Genomic DNA, 19,240 nt, shown 5'->3' with positions numbered 1-19,240 from the left:
AGGCCACGGGATGGAGCAGTCACGGGTCAGCTTGAAGAGCTCCTCACCCTTCGATCAACTGTAATTATGCGGTCCCCCCACTCTCGAAGACAGTCAATTCGATCGGACCTGCAACCAATCGACAACAAAGCCAATTCCAAATCAATTTAGAGATGCTCAGGTAACTCCCCTGAGTCTTCAACAGCTCACCATGACAAAGGGTTGACAACGGGGATTTTACAACCCATAGTAGGAGTGTAAGTAAGCACTTACTAACTTATTCACAGGGAGACGGAATGAGCCAACACACCAAAAGGATGCCACTCACACCGCGCCGGAAGGAAATCATTGACCGGACTCTCGAATTGGTCCGTGAAAGGGGCATCAGTGGTCTGACGACCCGCAAGATTGCCGAAAACGTGGGTTTTACTGAAGCCGCACTCTTCCGCCACTTCCCGACCAAGGGGGCGTTGCTTCTCAGCCTGATGGACAGGCTCGAAGATCTGCTTGTCGAGCCGATCGCCGGAATTGCAGCCGATGAAACAGTTGGAGCGGCTGAGCGTCTTGAGCGCATGGTTCGCCACCACACCAGGGTTGTCCTCCAGTTCAACAGCCTGCCCATCATCCTCCTCGCCGAAGCCTCGGTTTCGGGGGATGAAGCCCTGGTCGGCCGCATGAGGACCATCTTCCAGCGATATCTGTCCCATCTTGAGGAGGTCGTGCTGAAAGGGCAGGCGACCGGGCAGATTATCGGGGCCATTCAACCGGACTGTATGGCGATTCTTCTTCTTGGTGCAGTATCAGGGCTCGCGATCCGCCACCGCCTGCTGCCGGACGTCGTTGCGGAGGACCGTTTTGAAGAGATCCTGATTCCGTTTCTGAGAGCAATTATCGACACCCATGAAAGGAGTGAGACATGAGTACCCGTTATCTCCTGTTACTCTTCGCCAATATATTGATCGCCGCAGACCCCCTGGGCGCGGCAGGGGTCAAGATAAGCCTGGACGACGCCCTAACAGAGGCCCTCACCTCCGGTCACGGCCTGCAAGCTCTCAATTCGACTGCTGAGGCTGCGGGCCACGAGGCCAGGGCCGCACAACGGCAACGATGGGGCACGCTGAATGCCGTCGCCTCCTACAGACAGTTACAGGACGATGTCATTATCCGCCCGATATCTTCCGAGCTTCTCGCCGAAGGTTTTTCGAGCCTCCCCTTCGACGATCGGCAGTGGAGCTGGGGCGTGGTCGCCGAAGTGCCGTTGTATCTTGGCGGTAAGCTATCGAACTCGGTTAAGATTTCCGAACTTTCGTCTGAAAGATCAAGGGCACAGCTTCAGGGCGCCACATGGCAGGTGCGCTTCAACATCGTTTCACTCTACACAACAACACAGAGCCTGGATGCAATCTACGAAGCGCTCGGCCATCGGCTTGCGGCCCTCGAAGCTACAAATTCCAGGCTCGAGCTGATGGTGAGCGAGGGGAAGCGGCCCGATATCGACCGGCTCAAGGTGGTCGAAGAGCTGGAAAACGTCCGTTCCAAGCAGGTGGCTGTTCAAGCGAACCGCCATAAGGTATGCGCACTGCTCCTGTCGCTCATGGGAAGGGATCCGTCCGACGACATCTTTGTTGATCCGCTTCCTGAGGTTATGCCGGAGCGGACAGTGGAGTGGTCAGAGCTATCAGCCATGATCGATGAGACTTCGGCCGTGAGACAGGCCCGGATCGCCCTCTCGCAGGCATCAAGCAACGTCAAGATTGCCACCAGCGAATACATGCCAAAGGTTTTACTCCGCGGCAACTACATGGAAAACGACGGCCGGTCTCTGGACCGCACCTACAACACTTGGGCGGTATCTGTGGACATGGTCGTTCCGCTTTTCCACGGCGGAGCCCGTCCCGAACAGCGTGCAGCGGCAAAGCTCCGCCGGCAGGCAGCCGAACACTTTGTGGAAAAGGCCCGCCTCGAAGTGATGGCCGAGTTGAAAGACGCAATGGCCGAGTTCGAGGCTACCAAAACATCCATTCAGGCAGCCAAAGCCCGCGTCGATGCCGGTTCTGAAGCCGCCCGTATTGAGCAGATCCGCTTCAACACGGGAGCCGGCACGGTCGAGGATCTCCTCCGGGCTCAAGCTCGTGAGGAGGAAGCCCTCTCCGACCTGGCCGGAGCTCGCGCACGCGCGCTGACCGCCGGCGCACAGATCAACAGCATTGTTGAGAGAGAGGTCATACCATGAAAAAGACACTCTGGATTGTCATTGCCGTAATGATTGTCGCGGCGCTCATTGCTGTCCGCACCCTACGGGTTCACGAAAGAGAACATGCTCCACTGGTTGAAGCCGTTACCGTGGCCGTGGAGACCGCGACGGTCCGCGCCGGGGAGGTGGCCCGCAACCGCCACGTCCTGGGTACTGTTATTGGAGCCGAGGAGACCAGTCTCGCACCCCGCGTAATGGCTCAAGTCCTGGAGATCAAGGTCCGGGAGGGCGACAGGGTTGCCCGAGGCGAACTGCTCGTACGGCTCGATGACCGCGAATTTGAGGACGCCGTGGCTCAGGGCAAGGCAGGGGTCCAGGCAGCCAAAGTAGCGAGAGCAGCCGCCGAAATCGAATATGATGCACAGCAGGATGCGACGGCGCGTGATAAGCGATTGTTCGAAGCCAAAGCTTTTTCGCAGGAACAATGGGATCGCTCTCGAGCGGCCGAAGCCGCATCAGCAGCCCATCTGGAGGCGGCAAGGGCCCAGGCGGAAGTGGCGGCGAACCGTCTCGATCAGGCCAGGACCCGCCTCGGCTACTGCCAACTCACAGCGCCGGTCTCTGGAGTCGTTTCCCGACGAACGTCCGATCCCGGCGACCTCGGGGTTCCGGGGAAGCCGCTGCTCGAGATCGTACGCCAGAATAACATTCGGGTTCGCGCCTCCCTGCCGCCTGAGGATATCGCCGATCTCCAGATCGGCAGTCCGGTGACGGTGACGCTTGGAGAGCACACGGTCCACGCCAAGGTTTCGCGTATCTTCCCGTCCATGGATCAAAGCCATCTGGCGACCATGGAAACCGATCTCTCGTCACCTCCGCCAGGTTTCGTCTCCCGGGCGGCGGTCGGTGTCAATATACGCCTGAGCTCGGCTACCGGCCTGACTGTCCCCGCCGGCTCCCTTCTGGAAGGTGAAAAGGACACCTGGGTTTTCAGAGTGGTTGACAGCACGGTTCACCCGGTGACCGTCACGATCGTCGATCGATCATCCGACACCGTTGTGGTCACCGGCGCGCTTCAGCAGGGTGACACCGTAATCGTCGCACGTCCCTCACGTCTCATGACCCTGGCCGACGGCGTGAGGGTGAAGATCGCGAATCGTGAGAGTTGAGAGAAATACGGCCATGAATATCGTAGACAGCTATCTCAGGAAACCACACCTTCTGACTTCACTGGTGCTATTGGCCGCGGTGATCGGACTTGTCGGCTATCGACAGATGCCGGTCAACCTGTTCCCTGACTCCGAAAGGCCCCAGATCGCCGTGGTCACGGTCTATCCCGGGGCCTCCGCAACCGACGTCGAGGCTGATGTTTCTCGGACCATCGAGAAGGAGCTCAACACTCTTGAGCAGGTACGGCGGGTTACCTCGGTGAGCAAGGATGAGGTGTCCGCAGTAATGGTCGAGTTTGAATATTCCAAAGGCCTCGACTCCGCCGCCACCGACGTAGCCAACGGACTCGAGAAGATCAGGGCGGGCCTGCCTCAGGCCATCCGACCGCCGATGATCTTCAAGGTTTCCTCTGCCACACCGGCGGTACTCACCCTCGCCCTTCGCCCGAAAGACGGATCGCCGCTCGATCTGTCCATGGTGCGCCAGATCGCTGAAAACCAGATCAAGGAGCGTCTTCTGCAGTTGCCCGAGGTTTCCAACGTCGAAGTCTTCGGCGCCCATCAGCCGGTGGTCCGGATCGAGCTTGACCGCGACAAGCTCGAGCATTTCGGCCTCACCCCGCCTGCAGTGCGAGAGCACCTGATGGCTCTCAACGCCAACCAGCCCGTGGGTCTATTCATCACCTCGGATTCCCAGTTCCTTCTCAAGCGCACTGGCGAGTTCCAGAGTCTCTCGGAAATTGGATCAATCACCATCGCTCATCTTCCAGGAGGTGATATCCACCTTGCAGACATTGCCACCATCCACCGCGGAACTCTTGAACCCCAGAGTGCCTACCATGGCGACGGAAAGCCTGCGATCGCGGTCAATGTCCAGCGTTCCACATCTGGCAATACCCTGCAGACGATCGCCGGAATGGGTACCGTCATTCCCGACCTCGAAGCCACCTACCCGGGCCTCGAAATTACCATCCCGGACACCCAGGGCACGCTCATCGAGCTCTCTGTTGGCAATATGCTCAATGCCCTTCGTGATGCGGTGATCATGACCATTCTGGTGATTTTCCTCTTCCTTGCCGATCTCCGCAGCATGATCCTTGCGGCAATCTCGATTCCTTTCACCTACCTGTTGACCTTTGCCGTCATGTGGATATTCGGGTTCGAGTTCAACATGGTGACGCTGACGGCAGTGATTATCGCTGTCGGCATGCTGCTCGACGACGCAATCGTAGTCCTCGAGAACATCGAACGCCATTATCACGAATCAGGGACCGATATCCACCAGGCTGTCGTGGGCGGTACCCAGGAAGTGATGCTGGCGATCTTCTCGGGTACCTACGCTACGATCATGGTACTTCTGCCCATCATCTTCATCGGCGGCTTCGTACAGACAGTCCTGCGTCCGCTTTCGATCACCCTCTCGATCGCGCTGCTTGCCTCCTATCTCGTGTCAGTCACCGTGATCCCCCTGCTCGCCCCTGCCCTGCTCAGACGGGGCGAGGGAAAAGGCCGTAACCGCTTCGAGCTTCTCGTATACCGATTCAACGAAAAGGTGATCGATCCAATTCGCGACTTCTATGTGCGCCTTACCTCAATTGCCCTTTCGCACCGAGCTCTCTTTCTCATTCTCGGTCTGGCCTTACTGGCAGTTTCCGCCCGCCAGATGCCTCTGATCGGGCGTGATCTCATGCCGCCGATGGACACGGGAATTATCAAGATCAACTTCGAGGCAGACTCTAACACCTCGCTTGAGCAGACCGAGCGTGTGATGTCGCGGATGGAGGAGATCATCTTCTCGCGCCCGGAGGTAAACTCCGTGTCCTCGTTAATCGGATCCGAACCTGCCGTCATCTCCTTCGGCGCCGGGCGTCTGCCGCAGCAGGGAAACATCACGGTTCACCTGACCGACCGATTCCAGAGATCGGCATCCATCTGGGACATCGAAAAGGACCTCCACACGCGTTTCCAGGAAATCCCGGGGCTCAGGAGCGTCGATGTTTTCGACTTCGGCGCCACCCCATTGTCGACCATTCGGGCCTCGGTGGACGTCATGGTCTCGGGGCCGGATCTTAAGACCCTCGACGCCATCGGGAAAGATGTCGAGGCCAGGCTTCGCGCCCATCTGCGCGGTGCCACTTCGGTGACCCGCTCATGGACAATGGACTCCGAAGAGATCACGTTTATCGCCGATCCCGAGAAGCTCGCCCTCTACCAGGTTTCGCCAACCTCCGTTCTCGGCCAGGTTGCCGGGGCGGTGCGCGGGATGCCGAGCTCCACTTTCCGCGTGCCCAATCAGGACGGCCTGGCCATCTGGGTCCAACTGCCCAGGGAACAGCGGCAGGACGTGACCGAACTGGAAACTTACCCGGTGTCAACGCCTGTGGGGCGGATACCGCTTGTCCAGCTCGGCCGATTCGAGCACAGGCCGGTGGCTTCGGTGATCACGCGACAGGGGCTTCAGCGCACGCTGGATATTCAGGCCTACCGGTCGCGCCAGCCAATTTCTCACCTTCAGGAGGATGTTGAAACCGCGCTCACCGGACTCAATCTGCCGTCCGGATACCGGATCAGCCATGAGGGCGAGATCAAGCAGATGAACGAGAGCTTTGCCCGCCTCGGAAAGGCGCTGGTGCTCGGCCTTATTCTGCTCTATTTCTCGCTCGTGCCTGCCTTCAAATCGTGGATTCACCCCCTGACCATCATGTCGGCCATTCCGCTCGCCCTTATCGGCGCCTCGTGGGGCATGCTCATCGCCGGCAAACACGGCTGCATGCCGTCGATGATGGGAATGATCCTGCTCGCGGGCATCGTGGTGAAGAATTCGATTCTGCTCATTGATTTCATCGCCGCCGCCAGAGAAAGAGGGGAAACCAGCGTCGACGCCCTCATCGGCTCCGTTCGCGTACGTACGCGGCCGATCCTGATGACTGCAGTCGGCACGTCGGTAGGCATGATTCCCATCGCCATGGAGTGGGCCATCGGTCTTGAGCGCCTGTCACCTCTGGCGATCGTCGCAATCGGCGGTCTCATGGTCTCGACCTTCCTTACGATGGTCTATGTACCGATCCTCTACTCTCTCTTCGAAGACCTTCAGAGCTGGACAGGCTCTCTCATCCGGCGGATACGGCCACAGGAACAGGGCGCTTGAGGATCGCATCCAGTCAGAGTACGGTAGTGTGGCAAGATTTGCAGGTGGATCACTCGAGTGATTTTTATAAAGCCTCCTTTCAGTAGGTTTTTTCAATTAACAATGTCAAAAAGTGTATCGGATTCGACAGGATTTCAATATCTTCAGAGTGAGTGATCAGGATTTTCTTTTTTTGATAATGTTATGATTTTCATGTGAAGATCACTCACATGGCTGGGCGACCCAGCGGGAACAGCCCTCCAATTGGAAAATCTGAGATCCTGAAGAAGGAAACCTTCCCGGCACACAAACCATCAAAAACAGGGATTGAAGTTGAAGCCGGTATTCGTGCCTGGCAGCAAATTGCCTTTCGCTGGTTATTGTGGGCCATGTTAATCACGGGAGCCGTCCGCCTCTTCATGGTATTTTCATATCATCCTCAGATTGCCCCGCTAAAACAGCGTCTTCTTGTCCTGGCCATGTATGGGATCCTGGTTGGAGTATTCCTCTTTAAACGGTTACCCCATGAGTTCCGCGTCTGGCTGGTTCTTGCGGCTGGATTCGGGGCGGCGGCAACCATCTTTTCCTCCACAGGATTTCAGGGTGTGGGCCGCATCTTTTTCCTTGTCATGCCGATGTATGCCCTGATTCTCGTCGGAAGAAGATCCGGATGGATCGCCTCGGCAATCAGCTTATCCATCTATACGTTGACTGCAATGACAGGAAGTAGTCTCATCCCGAAAACGACAAATACCATTTCTGCCGTAAATTTTTTATTCTTTCAGGGGATCATGCTGGCCTTTTCCCTGGTCACACTTTTGATTCTCATGGACAGTCTGATCCATTTCCTGAGAAGCACGATCTCCGCAGAACGGGAGGCCGCACAGGAGAGGGGGCGTCTTGAACACCTTCTCTTCAACGCCGGGGAGCGAACAAGGGTAAACGTTGGTCATCAGCTTCACGATGGCCCCTGCCAGCAGATCACAGCTGCTCTGCTGCGATGCAAAGTGGTTGAAAACAAGCTTCAGGCCTATCCGCAGGGAAACGAAGTCATTCCCCACGTTCAGGCGATTACTGAAATCCTGAATGAATCTGTTGGTGAAATACATGATCTTGCGCACGGATTAAGCCAGGAAGAGCTTGAGCCGGATTCATTTATTACAGCCCTGGGCAACCTGGCCACCCAGGCATCCATGTCCGGAACCATCGAATGCATCCTGCACCATGAGGGTGACATCCGTCCCGGGGATAAAAACGCGGCCACGCAACTGTTTCTCCTGGCCCAGGAAGCGGTGAACAACGCCCTGAAGCACGCCAGGCCGCACCATGTCACCATTGAAGTTAGGAAAGACAGCGACAGTCTACAGCTAGCCATCTCGGATGATGGCACCGGTATGACCGACGGCAGAACCATGGACGGCATGGGAATTCGGATCATGCACCATCGAGCCGGATTACTGGGAGGCTCTCTCTCTATCCATACGGTTCCAGACCGCGGAACCACGGTACTCTGTAGCACTCCCCTCCCGGAGAAATTATCAAAACCGGAGGAAACCCCATGATCAGGGAGCCGGACCGTCCCATCCGAATCTTTCTCGTGGATGACCATCCCGTCGTTCGCCAGGGCCTCCGCCTCCTTCTGGAGCAGGAAGGAATCCTTGTCTGCGGAGAGGCGGAAGACCCGGGTCAAGCACTGGACCACATCCTTGCAAGTTCCCCCGATCTGGTAATGGTCGATCTTTCTCTCGGTGGAGAGAGCGGACTGCCGCTCCTGCGCAGGATCACCGATCTCATGCCCGGGGTCCACCTGCTGGTCTACTCAATGCATGAAGACTCCTTCCACATTTCTCAGGCCCTTGCTTCGGGAGCGTCCGGCTACGTGACCAAGCGGGAAGTCTCCACCGTTCTCACGAACGCCATCTGCCAGATACTCGAAGGGAATCGTTACCTGAGTCCCCGCGTTGCCGGAGTCCTTACCGATATGCCCTCAAGCACCGTGCACCCTGAGCCGCTGAGCCCCCAGGAACTGAAGATCTACAGGCTCCTGGGCCGGGGCTATACCCCGGCGGGCATTGCTTCGGAACTGGGAGTAAGCCGTCGCACGGTCGACTCCTATTTCGGACGAATTCTTTTGAAGCTTGATCTTTCGGGAATGGAAGAACTTCGGCGTCACGCCGCAGAAAGACTTCCGGAACCATAGGTTGCCCGCCCTCCTGTCGGCCTCCGTGTAGGTAATTTCCTCTACAGACAATCCCCCCCGATCACGGTATACCTGTATCACCCCGGAATCTGTTCTCACCGGGCCGTCACTGACCCCAGGGAGGTTTCTACCGTGACTCACATACTCCGATCCATCACATCAGACACGTTCAAAGGGATACGGACTGCATTTATCGCACTCACCCTTGCATGGTGTTCCATCACTTTCGCCGAGGTTCTTTCCTCCCGTTCATCTTCCTTCCGAGATATTGAATGGGAATCTGGACAGGAGATGAACCAGGTCCTCCGGGATGTTCACCGGATCGTGGCCGCCCTCGAGCTTGAACATCTGAACTGGCCGGCCGAGAACCCGGGACCGAAACCAACCCTGGAGGAATACCTTTCGGAAGAGACCCTCGCCATGCGTGCGGAGGAACCTCTGCGGATGAGCGGAGCGCTGGAGGCCCTCTACTTCGATCCCATTACCCCGGACCAGCTCCAGGCGGAACTCAAACGTGAGGCGGAGGCCACCAAGATGCCCGAGCGCCTGCGCGAGCTCTGGTCCGCCCTGGGGAACGACCCGGCCCTGATCGCCGAAGTTGTGGCCCGGCCCATCCTGGCCGAGAACCGGCTCCGGGCTCGATACTACGCCGACGAGAGCATCCATGGTGACCTGAAGGCCCACGCTCTCGAAGAACTTTCCGGGCTCACCGACGCCCATGACCTCCGCTCCCTTAGCGGCACCTATCACGAGGTGGAATACCGACGTATCCCCGATAACAAAGAAAACACCGGCCGCCTGGAGGAAGAACGCCGTGGGATCGTTTGGCGTGAGCCTGAACTGTGGCGGGAAGAGCTCCAGACGCTGGGCGACACCTTCGGGCGTTCGTTCGTTCAGTCGCCCTCAGACCTGTCGGGGGCCGTGAGTGGGCTCAAAGACGGGGGCGAACACTACTATGTCCAGACCGTCGTGGACGCCGGGCCCGATCGGGTCCGGGTAGGGACGATGGTCTGGAGGAAAACTCCCTTCACCCTCTGGTGGAACAAGGCCCGGGATCACTATCCAGCGGAGAAAAATGGTCTGGACGCGATGGAATTCTACGACCTCTCCCTTCCCGCCATACCCCAGAAGATGCGATCCGGCCTGGAGGGATGGGAAGCCATCTCCACCACCGGAGCACCGGCCGGTCGAACCGGATTCGCCTGTGTCTGGACGGGCACGGTGATGATCGTGTGGGGCGGAGGCAATGGGAGCGGCCTTCTGAATTCCGGCGGGCGCTACAACCCGGCCACCGATTCCTGGGCCTCAACCTCCACCAGCTCGGCGCCATCGGCCCGTTCAGCCAGCCAGGCCGTCTGGACCGGCAGCGAGATGATCGTCTGGGGAAATACGGGTGATCCCGCTAATCGGACGGGGGGTCGGTACAATCCCGTTTCGAATTCCTGGACCGCCACCTCGACGGGGACGAACTGCCCGACGGGCCGTGAGTTGTTTTCGATGGTCTGGACGGGAACCGATGCTGTCGTATGGGGGGGAGATGACGGCAGTTATTTTCCTGTCGATACCGGCGGCCGCTATAATCCCACGACGGACAGCTGGGAGGTCGTCGGAAACGTCGGAGCTCCCTACCCGCGCGCCGAGCATTGCGCGACCTGGGACACCAACGACAAGATGATCATCTGGGGCGGCTGGGCCGGGTCCGGACTCTACCTCGACACCGGAGGCCGTCACAACGGAACGGATTTATGGATCTCCGCAACCCCAACCTCCGGGGCGCCGGAACCACGCATGTGGCCCACCATGGTGCGCCGTCTTTACGGGGGGGCCCAGATCGTCTGGGGAGGGATGAAGGCAAGCAGTCCCTACAACAGCCTGAACACGGGGGCCCGGCTCGATGTTTCAGCGGGCACCTGGACACCGACATCGACGACGAATGCTCCCTCGGGACGCCACAACCATTCCGCGGTGTGGAGCCACAATGCCCAGGAGATGGTGGTTTGGGGTGGCTATACGGACGCCTCGCCCTATCAGACCAACACGGGGGGACGGTACAGCCTGGACACCGACTCCTGGACACCCATGCCTACAGACGGTGCACCCACGGCTCGAGAACTGCATCGGGCCATCGAGATTGGAGAGGCGGGTGTCCACATGATCGTCTGGGGCGGAAGAGACTCGGGCTTCAACTACCCGACGGCAGGTGGCTCTTACGGCGTCTGTTCGACCTTCTCACCGAGCCTCCAATCGAGCCCCGTGACGGCCGCTGACCTGGACTCCTGCTCCCAGGGAATCCGGATCACCTGGAAAGACGCCTTCCGATGGTACGACTCGGGGTACGGGACCCGCAGCTTTGAAATCTACCGCAATGGAACCCTGCTGGCGACCCGCAGTTACACAGGAGCCACCACCAACGCTTATATCGACTACACGACCGTGGCCGGAACCACATACACCTATTATGTCCGCTACAATAGCGGTTGCGGATACTCCACCAACTCGGGGACCGTCACAGCCTCCGATACGATCACGGGGAGCGCCCCTTCCGGGCTGACGGCCCCCACCGTGGCGGTCGACACGCTTCTCTGTCAAAGAAACAAGCTGACGGTTTCGTGGACCCGGGACCCGGCCAGCTGGAACGACACCGGCGGACTGTTCGACCGGGAATACCAGATCTGGGTGGATGGAATCCAATTGGATGCCCACCCGTACGATATGAACATCACCTCGATGGATTACTACCTCGATCCTACGAATGTCACCCATTCCGTCACCGTGGTATACCGCAACGCCTGCGGTTTCTTCTCCGCCCACACTCCGGCCGCCCAGGGCATGGACTACGAAAAAGAGACTCCCATCGTACCCCCCATCACGGCGGCCGATGCCAGCGGCTGCGCGGACACCGGGGTCACGGTGACCTGGCCGGCCGAGGCCACGGACTGGGGTGATCACGGCGCGACGAATGGAACCCGGGGGTATAGCGTCTACCGGGACGGTACCGGCATTGCTCTTGGGCTTGCCTACGGGACGACCTCCTACACCGACACCGGCGGGACCAACGGGACAAGCTACAACTATTCGGTCCGATACTACAACGCCTGTGGAGAGTATGCCACCACCACGGCCGCCGCGGCCGACAACCTCCCTTCGGTCCCCTCTTCGCTGACCAACAACACGGCCGCCGATCTCTCTGTATGCGCCGACACGGGGGTCTTGGTGACCTGGACCGCCGATCCGGGTTCCTGGGGGGACAGCGACACGGGGACGCGGACCTACACTGTTCTGAGGAACGGTGCTGCTATTCCATCTGGTGGCTGTAGTGGCAATAAGGCATACGGAACAGTGAACTGCACCGACATCACCGGCACCAACGGGACGAGCTACACCTACACCGTGCGATACAACAACGGCTGCGGACAGAGCGCGACGACCGCGGGTGCCGCCGCCACCGATCAGGCACCCACGACACCCACGGCGGCCAACAACAGTGCCGCGGATGTATCGGTCTGCGACGACTCCGGGGTCTCCGTCACCTGGTCTGCGCCCAGCAGCTGGAACGACAACGGCAGCGGGACGCGGACCATCGACGTCCTGCGGGGCGGAACGGCCATTGCCACGGGGCTGGCCGCCACGGCAACCTCCCACACCGACACTACGGGAACGAACGGAACGAGCTATCTCTACCAGGTACGCTTCAATAACGGATGCTCCATCAGCACTACCACCAGCGGTGCTTCGGCTACGGACTCCGTCTCTACAACACCCACGGCGGCCAACAACAGTGCCGCGGATGTATCGGTCTGCGACGACTCCGGGGTCTCCGTCACCTGGTCTGCGCCCAGCAGCTGGAACGACAACGGCAGCGGGACGCGGACCATCGACGTCCTGCGGGGCGGAACGGCCATTGCCACGGGGCTGGCCGCCACGGCAACCTCCCACACCGACACTACGGGAACGAACGGAACGAGCTATCTCTACCAGGTACGCTTCAATAACGGATGCTCCATCAGCACTACCACCAGCGGTGCTTCGGCTACGGACTCCGTCTCTACAACACCCACGGCGGCCAACAACAGTGCCGCGGATGTATCGGTCTGCGACGACTCCGGGGTCTCCGTCACCTGGTCTGCGCCCAGCAGCTGGAACGACAACGGCAGCGGGACGCGGACCATCGACGTCCTGCGGGGCGGAACGGCCATTGCCACGGGGCTGGCCGCCACGGCAACCTCCCACACCGACACTACGGGAACGAACGGAACGAGCTATCTCTACCAGGTACGCTTCAATAACGGATGCTCCATCAGCACTACCACCAGCGGTGCTTCGGCTACGGACTCCGTCTCTACAACACCCACGGCGGCCAACAACAGTGCCGCGGATGTATCGGTCTGCGACGACTCCGGGGTCTCCGTCACCTGGTCTGCGCCCAGCAGCTGGAACGACAACGGCAGCGGGACGCGGACCATCGACGTCCTGCGGGGCGGAACGGCCATTGCCACGGGGCTGGCCGCCACGGCAACCTCCCACACCGACACTACGGGAACGAACGGAACGAGCTATCTCTACCAGGTGCGCTTCAACAACGGCTGTTCTTTCAGTACCACCACGATCGGCGCCTCGGCGGCGGATATGGTGGGCGGTGTCGCGACGAAGATGCCTGTCAACCCCCATGATGAATCCGCTTGCAGCTACTCCGGGGTCCGGATCGACTGGCCGGCGGAGCCGACGGACTGGGGCGATAACGGCGTCAACCCTTCCGGTCGGAAATACCAGGTCATCCGCGGGCTGAACTGCACCACGACATCGCCCATCTCCGACTGGATTCCCTACGGGAGCCCGGCCACCATTCTGGACACGACCGCGGCACCCGATGTCTCATACTGTTACGGGGTCTACTACGTCAACGGCTGCGGGAACGGACGCTACGGTTATGCCGACTACGGCGCGGATACGCGAGACACGGCACCGTGCGGGGAGGTGGGAAGCACACTGGATATCGTCAAATCGGGAATGGACGCGTCACTGACCTGGGAGGAAGTGACATGCGGAGACCTTGCCGGATACCAGGTTTACGGGACGACATCCTACGGGGCATCGTTCCCCTCGGAATGGACCCTGCTTGGATCCCTGGCCTCCACAGGCGCCTCCGATCCGCTGGCGTCCTCCTTTGTCGCATACCGGGTCGTGACGGTCGACCTGTGCGGGAATGTTTCCCCGTAGTGAGGACAGGAGGACCGGTCGATCGAGAATGAGCTTATGATCTCAGGCCCTGAAGGTCCGGCGCGTCTCTTTGTCGTGGATGACCATCCGATCGTCCGCCAGGAGATCCAGATTCTCCTGGAACAGGAAGGGATCCAGGTCTGCGGCGAGGCGGGCGATGCCATGACCGCATGCCACGATATCCCGCGCTGTGCACCGGACCTAGTGATCGTGGATCTTTCGCTCGGCAGGGAAAGCGGGCTTACCCTGCTGAAACAATTGAGGAATCTTGGCTATGCCATGCCCCTTCTGGTCTACTCCGTACACGATGACCCGTTTCACATTACCCAGGCCTTCCGCTCCGGAGCCTCGGGATATGTCACGAAGCGCGAAGTCGCCGGACTTTTAACGTCCGCCATCCGGGAGCTTCTGGCAGGGCGGCCGTACGCAAGCCCGCACGTCGCTCATGTCATGGAAAGAGAAGCATCCGGCTGGAGCATGCCCGGGACTGCACATTCACCGTAACTCCGTTCCAAAGCTGAAAAATCAAAACCCCGCGGGAACGCGATCAAAGCGCGGTTTGACAGGAACGGCCATTTTGGGACAAGATAGATCACTATCCCAATTCCGAGGAGGTTCCATGAGCCCCACGATTGACGAGGGTCGCCCCCTGACCGTGTTAACTGAAGAAGAACAGATGTTTTTCGATATGGTAAAGGATTTCGCCGACAACGAGATCCGCCCTCTCGTTTCCAAAATGGATGAGGAGAGCCACCTGGACAGGGCCCTTCTGTCCAAGCTCTTTGAAGCGGGGTTGATGGGGATTGATGTTCCTGAAAAATTTGGTGGATCGGATGGAACGTTTTTCATGAGCATTCTGGCCATCGAAGCGCTATCGCAGGTGGATCCGGGGGTTGCCGTCCTGGTCGATGTTCAGAACACCCTGGTCAACAACGCCATCCGTCGATGGGGGACCGAGGAACAGCAGGCGAAGTACTTTCCGAGGCTCACTTCCGAGATTGTCGGCGCGTATGCTCTTTCCGAAGCCGGATCAGGTTCGGATGCCTTTGCGCTTCGCTGTAAAGCGGAAGACAAGGGAGATCACTTTCTTTTGAACGGGCAGAAGTTATGGATCACGAACGCAGGAGAGGCGGATCTATTTATAATCTTTGCCACGATGGACATGAATCTCGGGTACAAGGGAATCACGGCCTTTCTCGTCGAGCGGGGCTTTGAAGGTTTTTCGGTCGGAAAGAAGGAAGATAAGCTCGGGATTCGGGCCTCCTCCACCTGTGAGCTCGTGATGGAAAACTGCCGGGTACCCAGGGAAAATCTTCTGGGAGAAGTAGGGAAAGGGTATAAGGTCGCCATTGAAACCCTGAACGAGGGGAGGATCGGGATCGGGTCTCAAATGCTCGGTCTGGCGGAAGGAGCCCTTGGCTATACCCTTGCCTACACGGCCGAGAGAAAGCAGTTTAACCAGGCGCTCAACGCCTTTCAGGGTGTTCAGTTTGAACTCGCCCGGATGCACACCGATATCGAATCGGCCCGCCTGCACGTGTACAATGCGGCCCGGCTCAAGGATGCCGGACTTTCCTTTGTTCTCGAAGCCGCCGTGGCTAAGCTGGTTGCCAGTGAAGTTGCCGAACGGGTTGCCTCGGAAGCGGTCAACCTGTACGGAGGATATGGATTTACCCGCGAATACCCGGTGGAGAAATTTTACCGCGATTCCAAGATCGGCCAGATCTACGAGGGAACGTCCAACATGCAGCTGCAGACGATCGCCAAAGCAATCATTCCCAAATAGATCAAGTCCAAGGAATAGAAAACGACCGGCATGCCTCCTGGCTGCCGGTCGTTTCACTTTTACGGTTTTGTCAGTTCTGGGGCTGAGCGTCTTCTGCAGGAGCTTCGGAGGCAGCGCCTGTATCCGGGGTCTGCGTCTCAGCAGCTTCCTGGGATTCCGTCGCACCCTGCGTTTCTTCTTCAACCGCCGTTTGCTTCACTTCATCCACGACGGAAGGACCTTCCTGACGGTTGACAATAACCAGCATGACCGAGGTAAGGATAAAGACCACAAAGGCTCCAACGGTCAGCTTGTGCATGAAGGTGGCACCACTCCGGGCTCCGAAGGCAGCCTGTCCCCCCCCGCCGCCAAAGGCACTCGCCAGATCCGACCCCTTCCCCTGCTGAAGCAGGACAACACCAATCAGGAAGAGGCAGACGATAACATGAATAATGACCAGAAAAACGGTAAACATTTAAACTCCTTTAACGATTAACGTTTCGCGGATTATAGCAAGAAATTCATCGACTTTCAGGCTGGCGCCTCCGATCAGGGCACCATCCACGGAGGAAAGTGATGCAATGGAACGGATATTGTCCGATTTGACACTGCCTCCATAGAGCACGGCCAGGCTTGAAAATCGTTCTTTCAGACGACCGTGGACTTCCGCAATCTGTTCCACGGACGCGACCTTCCCGGTACCAATGGCCCACACCGGCTCATAGGCCAGTGTGACCTTATCGAGCGCGGATCCAAGGTTCGGCAGAGGCTCAAGCTGGGCTTCCAGGACGTCGAAGGTCCGGCCGGATTCCCTCTCCTCCAGGGTCTCACCCACGCAATAGATCGCATGAAGACCTGACTCTACAACGCCCCGGAGCCGATGGGTAACCAGATCCTGGGATTCGTGAAAGACATGCCTTCGTTCAGAGTGGCCGATGATGACCGCATTCACTCCGAGATCGATCAGCATGCCGGTTGAAATCTCCCCTGTAAAGGCTCCATTGGGAGCGAAATGGCAGTTCTGCGCAGCAATCCGGACGCTCCCGCTCAGGCAGGATGCCACCGTCTCAATCGCAGTATAGGGGGGGGCGATCAGAACATGGGAAAGGGAGGCGGGATCCAGTTTTGCCGTGAGATCCCGGCAGAAGGTACGGGCCTGATCGCGGGTCATGTTCATCTTCCAGTTGGCGGCAAGGAGTGGGTACTTCATAGGGCAAGAGCCTCCAGGGCAGGAAGGCTGTTCCCCGCGATAAATTCAAGGGAGGCACCACCACCCGTGGAAATATGGTTGATCCTGTCCGCAACATTGGACTGATGAACGGCGGCAACACTCTCTCCTCCTCCCACGACGGTAAATCCTTCGCATGCAGCCACTGCCTTTGCGATGGCCCTGGTTCCACCCGCAAACCCGGACTTTTCAAAGATCCCCATGGGACCATTCCAGAAAACAGTTTTGGCCCGGGCGATGTCGGCCTGAAATTTCCCTACCGTCTGCTCCCCGATGTCGGCAATCAGATGGTTGACCGGGATCACATTGACCTGAATGTGGTACCGGTTCTTTGAGTCGATCCGGTCGGTGGTGATCGCATCCGTCGGGAGGCGAATCATGACCTGACGCTGCTGGGCGAGGGCCATGATATTGCGTGCCTCCTGCAATAGATCTTCTTCCACCAGAGATTTTCCAATCTGATAACCCTTGGCCGCCAGAAACGTATTGGCCAGACCGCCCCCGACCAGCAGAAGATTCGCCTTGTGGATCAGGGATTTCAGTATTTCCAGTTTCCCGGAGATCTTGGCTCCCCCCACGATGGCTACGAAGGGACGTTCCGGATCTTCAACAATACGGGAAAGGGCAGCTACTTCCTTTTCAATGAGGAGACCTGCCGCCCGCTGCTCAAATAAGAAGGCCAGATCATAGGTGGATGTATCTTTTCGATGGGCCGTCCCGAAAGCATCATTCACATAGATGTCGGCCAGGTCCCGAAGTGCCCGTGCAAATTCCGGGTCGCCTCCCTTTTCCCCGGGATGGAAGCGGAGATTCTCCAGGAGGAGGACCTCACCGGCTTTTAATTCTTCGGCTGTAGACGTGACCCGTTCACCCACCACCTCGCCGGGAAAGAGGACCGTTCCGTCAATCAGTTCGGCCAGCCGTTTCGCAACCCCCACCAGTGAGGCAGATGGATCGGGCCCCTTGGGCCTCCCGAGATGGGAGGCCAGGATAACAGGACACTGATGATCCGCGAGATGGCGGAGGGTGGGAAGAATCGCCTGAATTCGTGTTTCATCCATGACCTCTCCCTTTCCATCCAGCGGAACATTCAGATCGGCCCGAACAAAGACCCTCTGGCCCTTCAGATCGAGATCGCTGAGGGTTCGAATGTTCATAGCTTACGGATCACATCGATCAGACGGTTGTTATACCCCGTTTCATTGTCGTACCAGGAGAAGATAGCGTAGGTATTGTCACCTACCTTGTCCAGCAGGGTTGCATCGAGAGTGGCGGAGGCTCTGCTGCCGTTCATATCGATGGACACCACCGGTTCCTCCGTGTAGTCCAGCAGGCCCTTGAGATGGCTTCCGGCGTCAGTGCGGAAGGCTTCCCTGAGCTCATCCACCGAGGGGGACTCCTTCAGCGTTACCGTAAGGCTGACGAAAGAGACGTTGGGAGTAGGAACCCTCAGGGACATACCGTTAAACTTTCCCTTGACTTCGGGCATCACGAGGGCTACGGCCTTGGCCGCCCCCGTGCTTGTGGGAATCATGGAGAGGGCCGCGGCTCGGGCACGGCGCGGATCACTGTGGGGCAGATCCAGGATGCGCTGGTCGTTGGTGTAGGCATGCACGGTGAGAAGATAGCCTTCCACGAAGGTCCAGCGGTCCAGGACAGGCTTCAGGGTTACCGCCGTTGCGTTGGTGGTGCAGGATGCATTGGAGATAACTTTGTGGATGGAGGCATCGAGCTTGTCATCGTTGATTCCGACGACAACGGTGATATCCTCATCTTTCGCCGGTGCGGAGATGACGACATTCCTGACGCTACCGCGAAGGTGCTTCATGGCATCCGCTTTCTTCCGGAAAAGACCGGTGGACTCCAGGACCACCTCAACACCATGTTTTTCCCAGGGGATGTTCGAAGGATCACGTTCAGCGTATACGGCAATGGACTTTCCATCCACGATAACGGTTCCGTCTCCCGCCTTTACATCATGGGGAAAGACTCCATGAACGGAATCGTATTTCAGGAGGTGCGCAAGGGTTTTTGCATCCGTAATATCGTTGATGGCAACGACATCCAGAGTTTCTTTCCTTGAAATGACCTCTCGAAGAAAACCGCGACCGATTCTTCCAAAACCATTAATTCCGATTTTCATGTCAACCCTCCTCAAGGACCCGGAAGCCGGCTTCCAGTGTGACCTGATACTCCATGACCTTTCCTTCTTTTACGGCACCACGGATTTCTCCGACTTCAAACCATGATAATCCCTTTACGGTTCTGGATGCCTGGGCCAGTGCCAGCTGAATGGCATCTTCGACACTCTTTTCCGATACTCCTACAAGGGTAATCTTCTTATAGACTTTCATGGTCTAC

General features: G+C 58.3%; 14 protein-coding genes. 9 read left to right on the top strand and 5 right to left on the bottom strand.

Annotated elements, in window-relative coordinates; translation table 11 throughout:
• Positions 1–275 precede the first annotated feature (275 nt).
• From PLD04_00465 to PLD04_00425, 9 genes are all read left to right on the top strand, one after another.
• On the top strand, positions 276–899 hold the full coding sequence (locus PLD04_00465; GenBank protein ID HXK66790.1) for a TetR/AcrR family transcriptional regulator: 624 nt from the start codon (positions 276–278) through the stop codon (positions 897–899).
• Positions 896–2,212 (top strand): TolC family protein, encoded by a 1,317-nt coding sequence (locus tag PLD04_00460; GenBank protein HXK66789.1) that lies wholly within the window; start codon positions 896–898, stop codon positions 2,210–2,212. The genes PLD04_00465 and PLD04_00460 overlap by 4 nt, the downstream gene beginning before the upstream one ends.
• Positions 2,209–3,342 (top strand): efflux RND transporter periplasmic adaptor subunit, encoded by a 1,134-nt coding sequence (locus PLD04_00455; GenBank protein HXK66788.1) that lies wholly within the window; start codon positions 2,209–2,211, stop codon positions 3,340–3,342. Before PLD04_00460 ends, PLD04_00455 begins: the two co-directional genes overlap by 4 nt.
• Before the next feature lie 13 nt (positions 3,343–3,355).
• Positions 3,356–6,490: an efflux RND transporter permease subunit gene (locus PLD04_00450; GenBank protein ID HXK66787.1), complete on the top strand. Its 3,135-nt coding sequence runs from the start codon at positions 3,356–3,358 to the stop codon at positions 6,488–6,490.
• A gap of 194 nt (positions 6,491–6,684) precedes the next feature.
• A complete protein-coding gene (locus PLD04_00445) occupies positions 6,685–8,031 on the top strand; it encodes an ATP-binding protein (protein HXK66786.1) in 1,347 nt (448 codons plus the stop codon).
• Positions 8,028–8,669, top strand: coding sequence for a response regulator transcription factor (locus PLD04_00440; GenBank protein HXK66785.1), 642 nt, complete (start codon positions 8,028–8,030; stop codon positions 8,667–8,669). Before PLD04_00445 ends, PLD04_00440 begins: the two co-directional genes overlap by 4 nt.
• 132 nt (positions 8,670–8,801) lie before the next feature.
• Positions 8,802–13,886 (top strand): hypothetical protein, encoded by a 5,085-nt coding sequence (locus tag PLD04_00435; GenBank protein ID HXK66784.1) that lies wholly within the window; start codon positions 8,802–8,804, stop codon positions 13,884–13,886.
• 36 nt (positions 13,887–13,922) lie between these two features.
• Entirely contained in the window at positions 13,923–14,390 is a 468-nt protein-coding gene (locus PLD04_00430; protein HXK66783.1) for a response regulator transcription factor, read from the top strand.
• A 115-nt stretch (positions 14,391–14,505) separates the two neighbouring features.
• The gene (locus PLD04_00425; protein ID HXK66782.1) at positions 14,506–15,672 is read left to right on the top strand and encodes an acyl-CoA dehydrogenase; all 1,167 of its coding nucleotides are present in this window, start codon (positions 14,506–14,508) and stop codon (positions 15,670–15,672) included.
• A 70-nt stretch (positions 15,673–15,742) separates the two neighbouring features.
• On the opposite strand, the gene secG is transcribed toward PLD04_00425, so the two are convergent.
• The 5 genes from secG to PLD04_00400 are packed head-to-tail and all read right to left on the bottom strand — an operon-like array spanning position 15,743 to position 19,233.
• Complete coding sequence (gene secG, locus PLD04_00420; GenBank protein HXK66781.1) at positions 15,743–16,126, bottom strand: preprotein translocase subunit SecG; 384 nt, start codon at positions 16,124–16,126, stop codon at positions 15,743–15,745.
• Positions 16,127–16,861 (bottom strand): triose-phosphate isomerase, encoded by a 735-nt coding sequence (gene tpiA / locus PLD04_00415; protein ID HXK66780.1) that lies wholly within the window; start codon positions 16,859–16,861, stop codon positions 16,127–16,129.
• Entirely contained in the window at positions 16,858–18,036 is a 1,179-nt protein-coding gene (locus PLD04_00410) for a phosphoglycerate kinase (protein ID HXK66779.1), read from the bottom strand. The genes tpiA and PLD04_00410 overlap by 4 nt, the downstream gene beginning before the upstream one ends.
• Complete coding sequence (gene gap, locus PLD04_00405) at positions 18,033–19,022, bottom strand: type I glyceraldehyde-3-phosphate dehydrogenase (protein HXK66778.1); 990 nt, start codon at positions 19,020–19,022, stop codon at positions 18,033–18,035. The genes PLD04_00410 and gap overlap by 4 nt, the downstream gene beginning before the upstream one ends.
• A 1-nt stretch (position 19,023) precedes the next feature.
• Positions 19,024–19,233 (bottom strand): dodecin family protein, encoded by a 210-nt coding sequence (locus PLD04_00400; protein HXK66777.1) that lies wholly within the window; start codon positions 19,231–19,233, stop codon positions 19,024–19,026.
• Positions 19,234–19,240: the final 7 nt, after the last annotated feature.

Source organism: Thermoanaerobaculia bacterium (assembly GCA_035593605.1).
Classification (GTDB): domain Bacteria; phylum Acidobacteriota; class Thermoanaerobaculia; order UBA2201; family DAOSWS01; genus DAOSWS01.
Note: the sequence above shows the minus strand (reverse complement) of the source record. Positions and strands in the feature narration are given on the sequence as shown.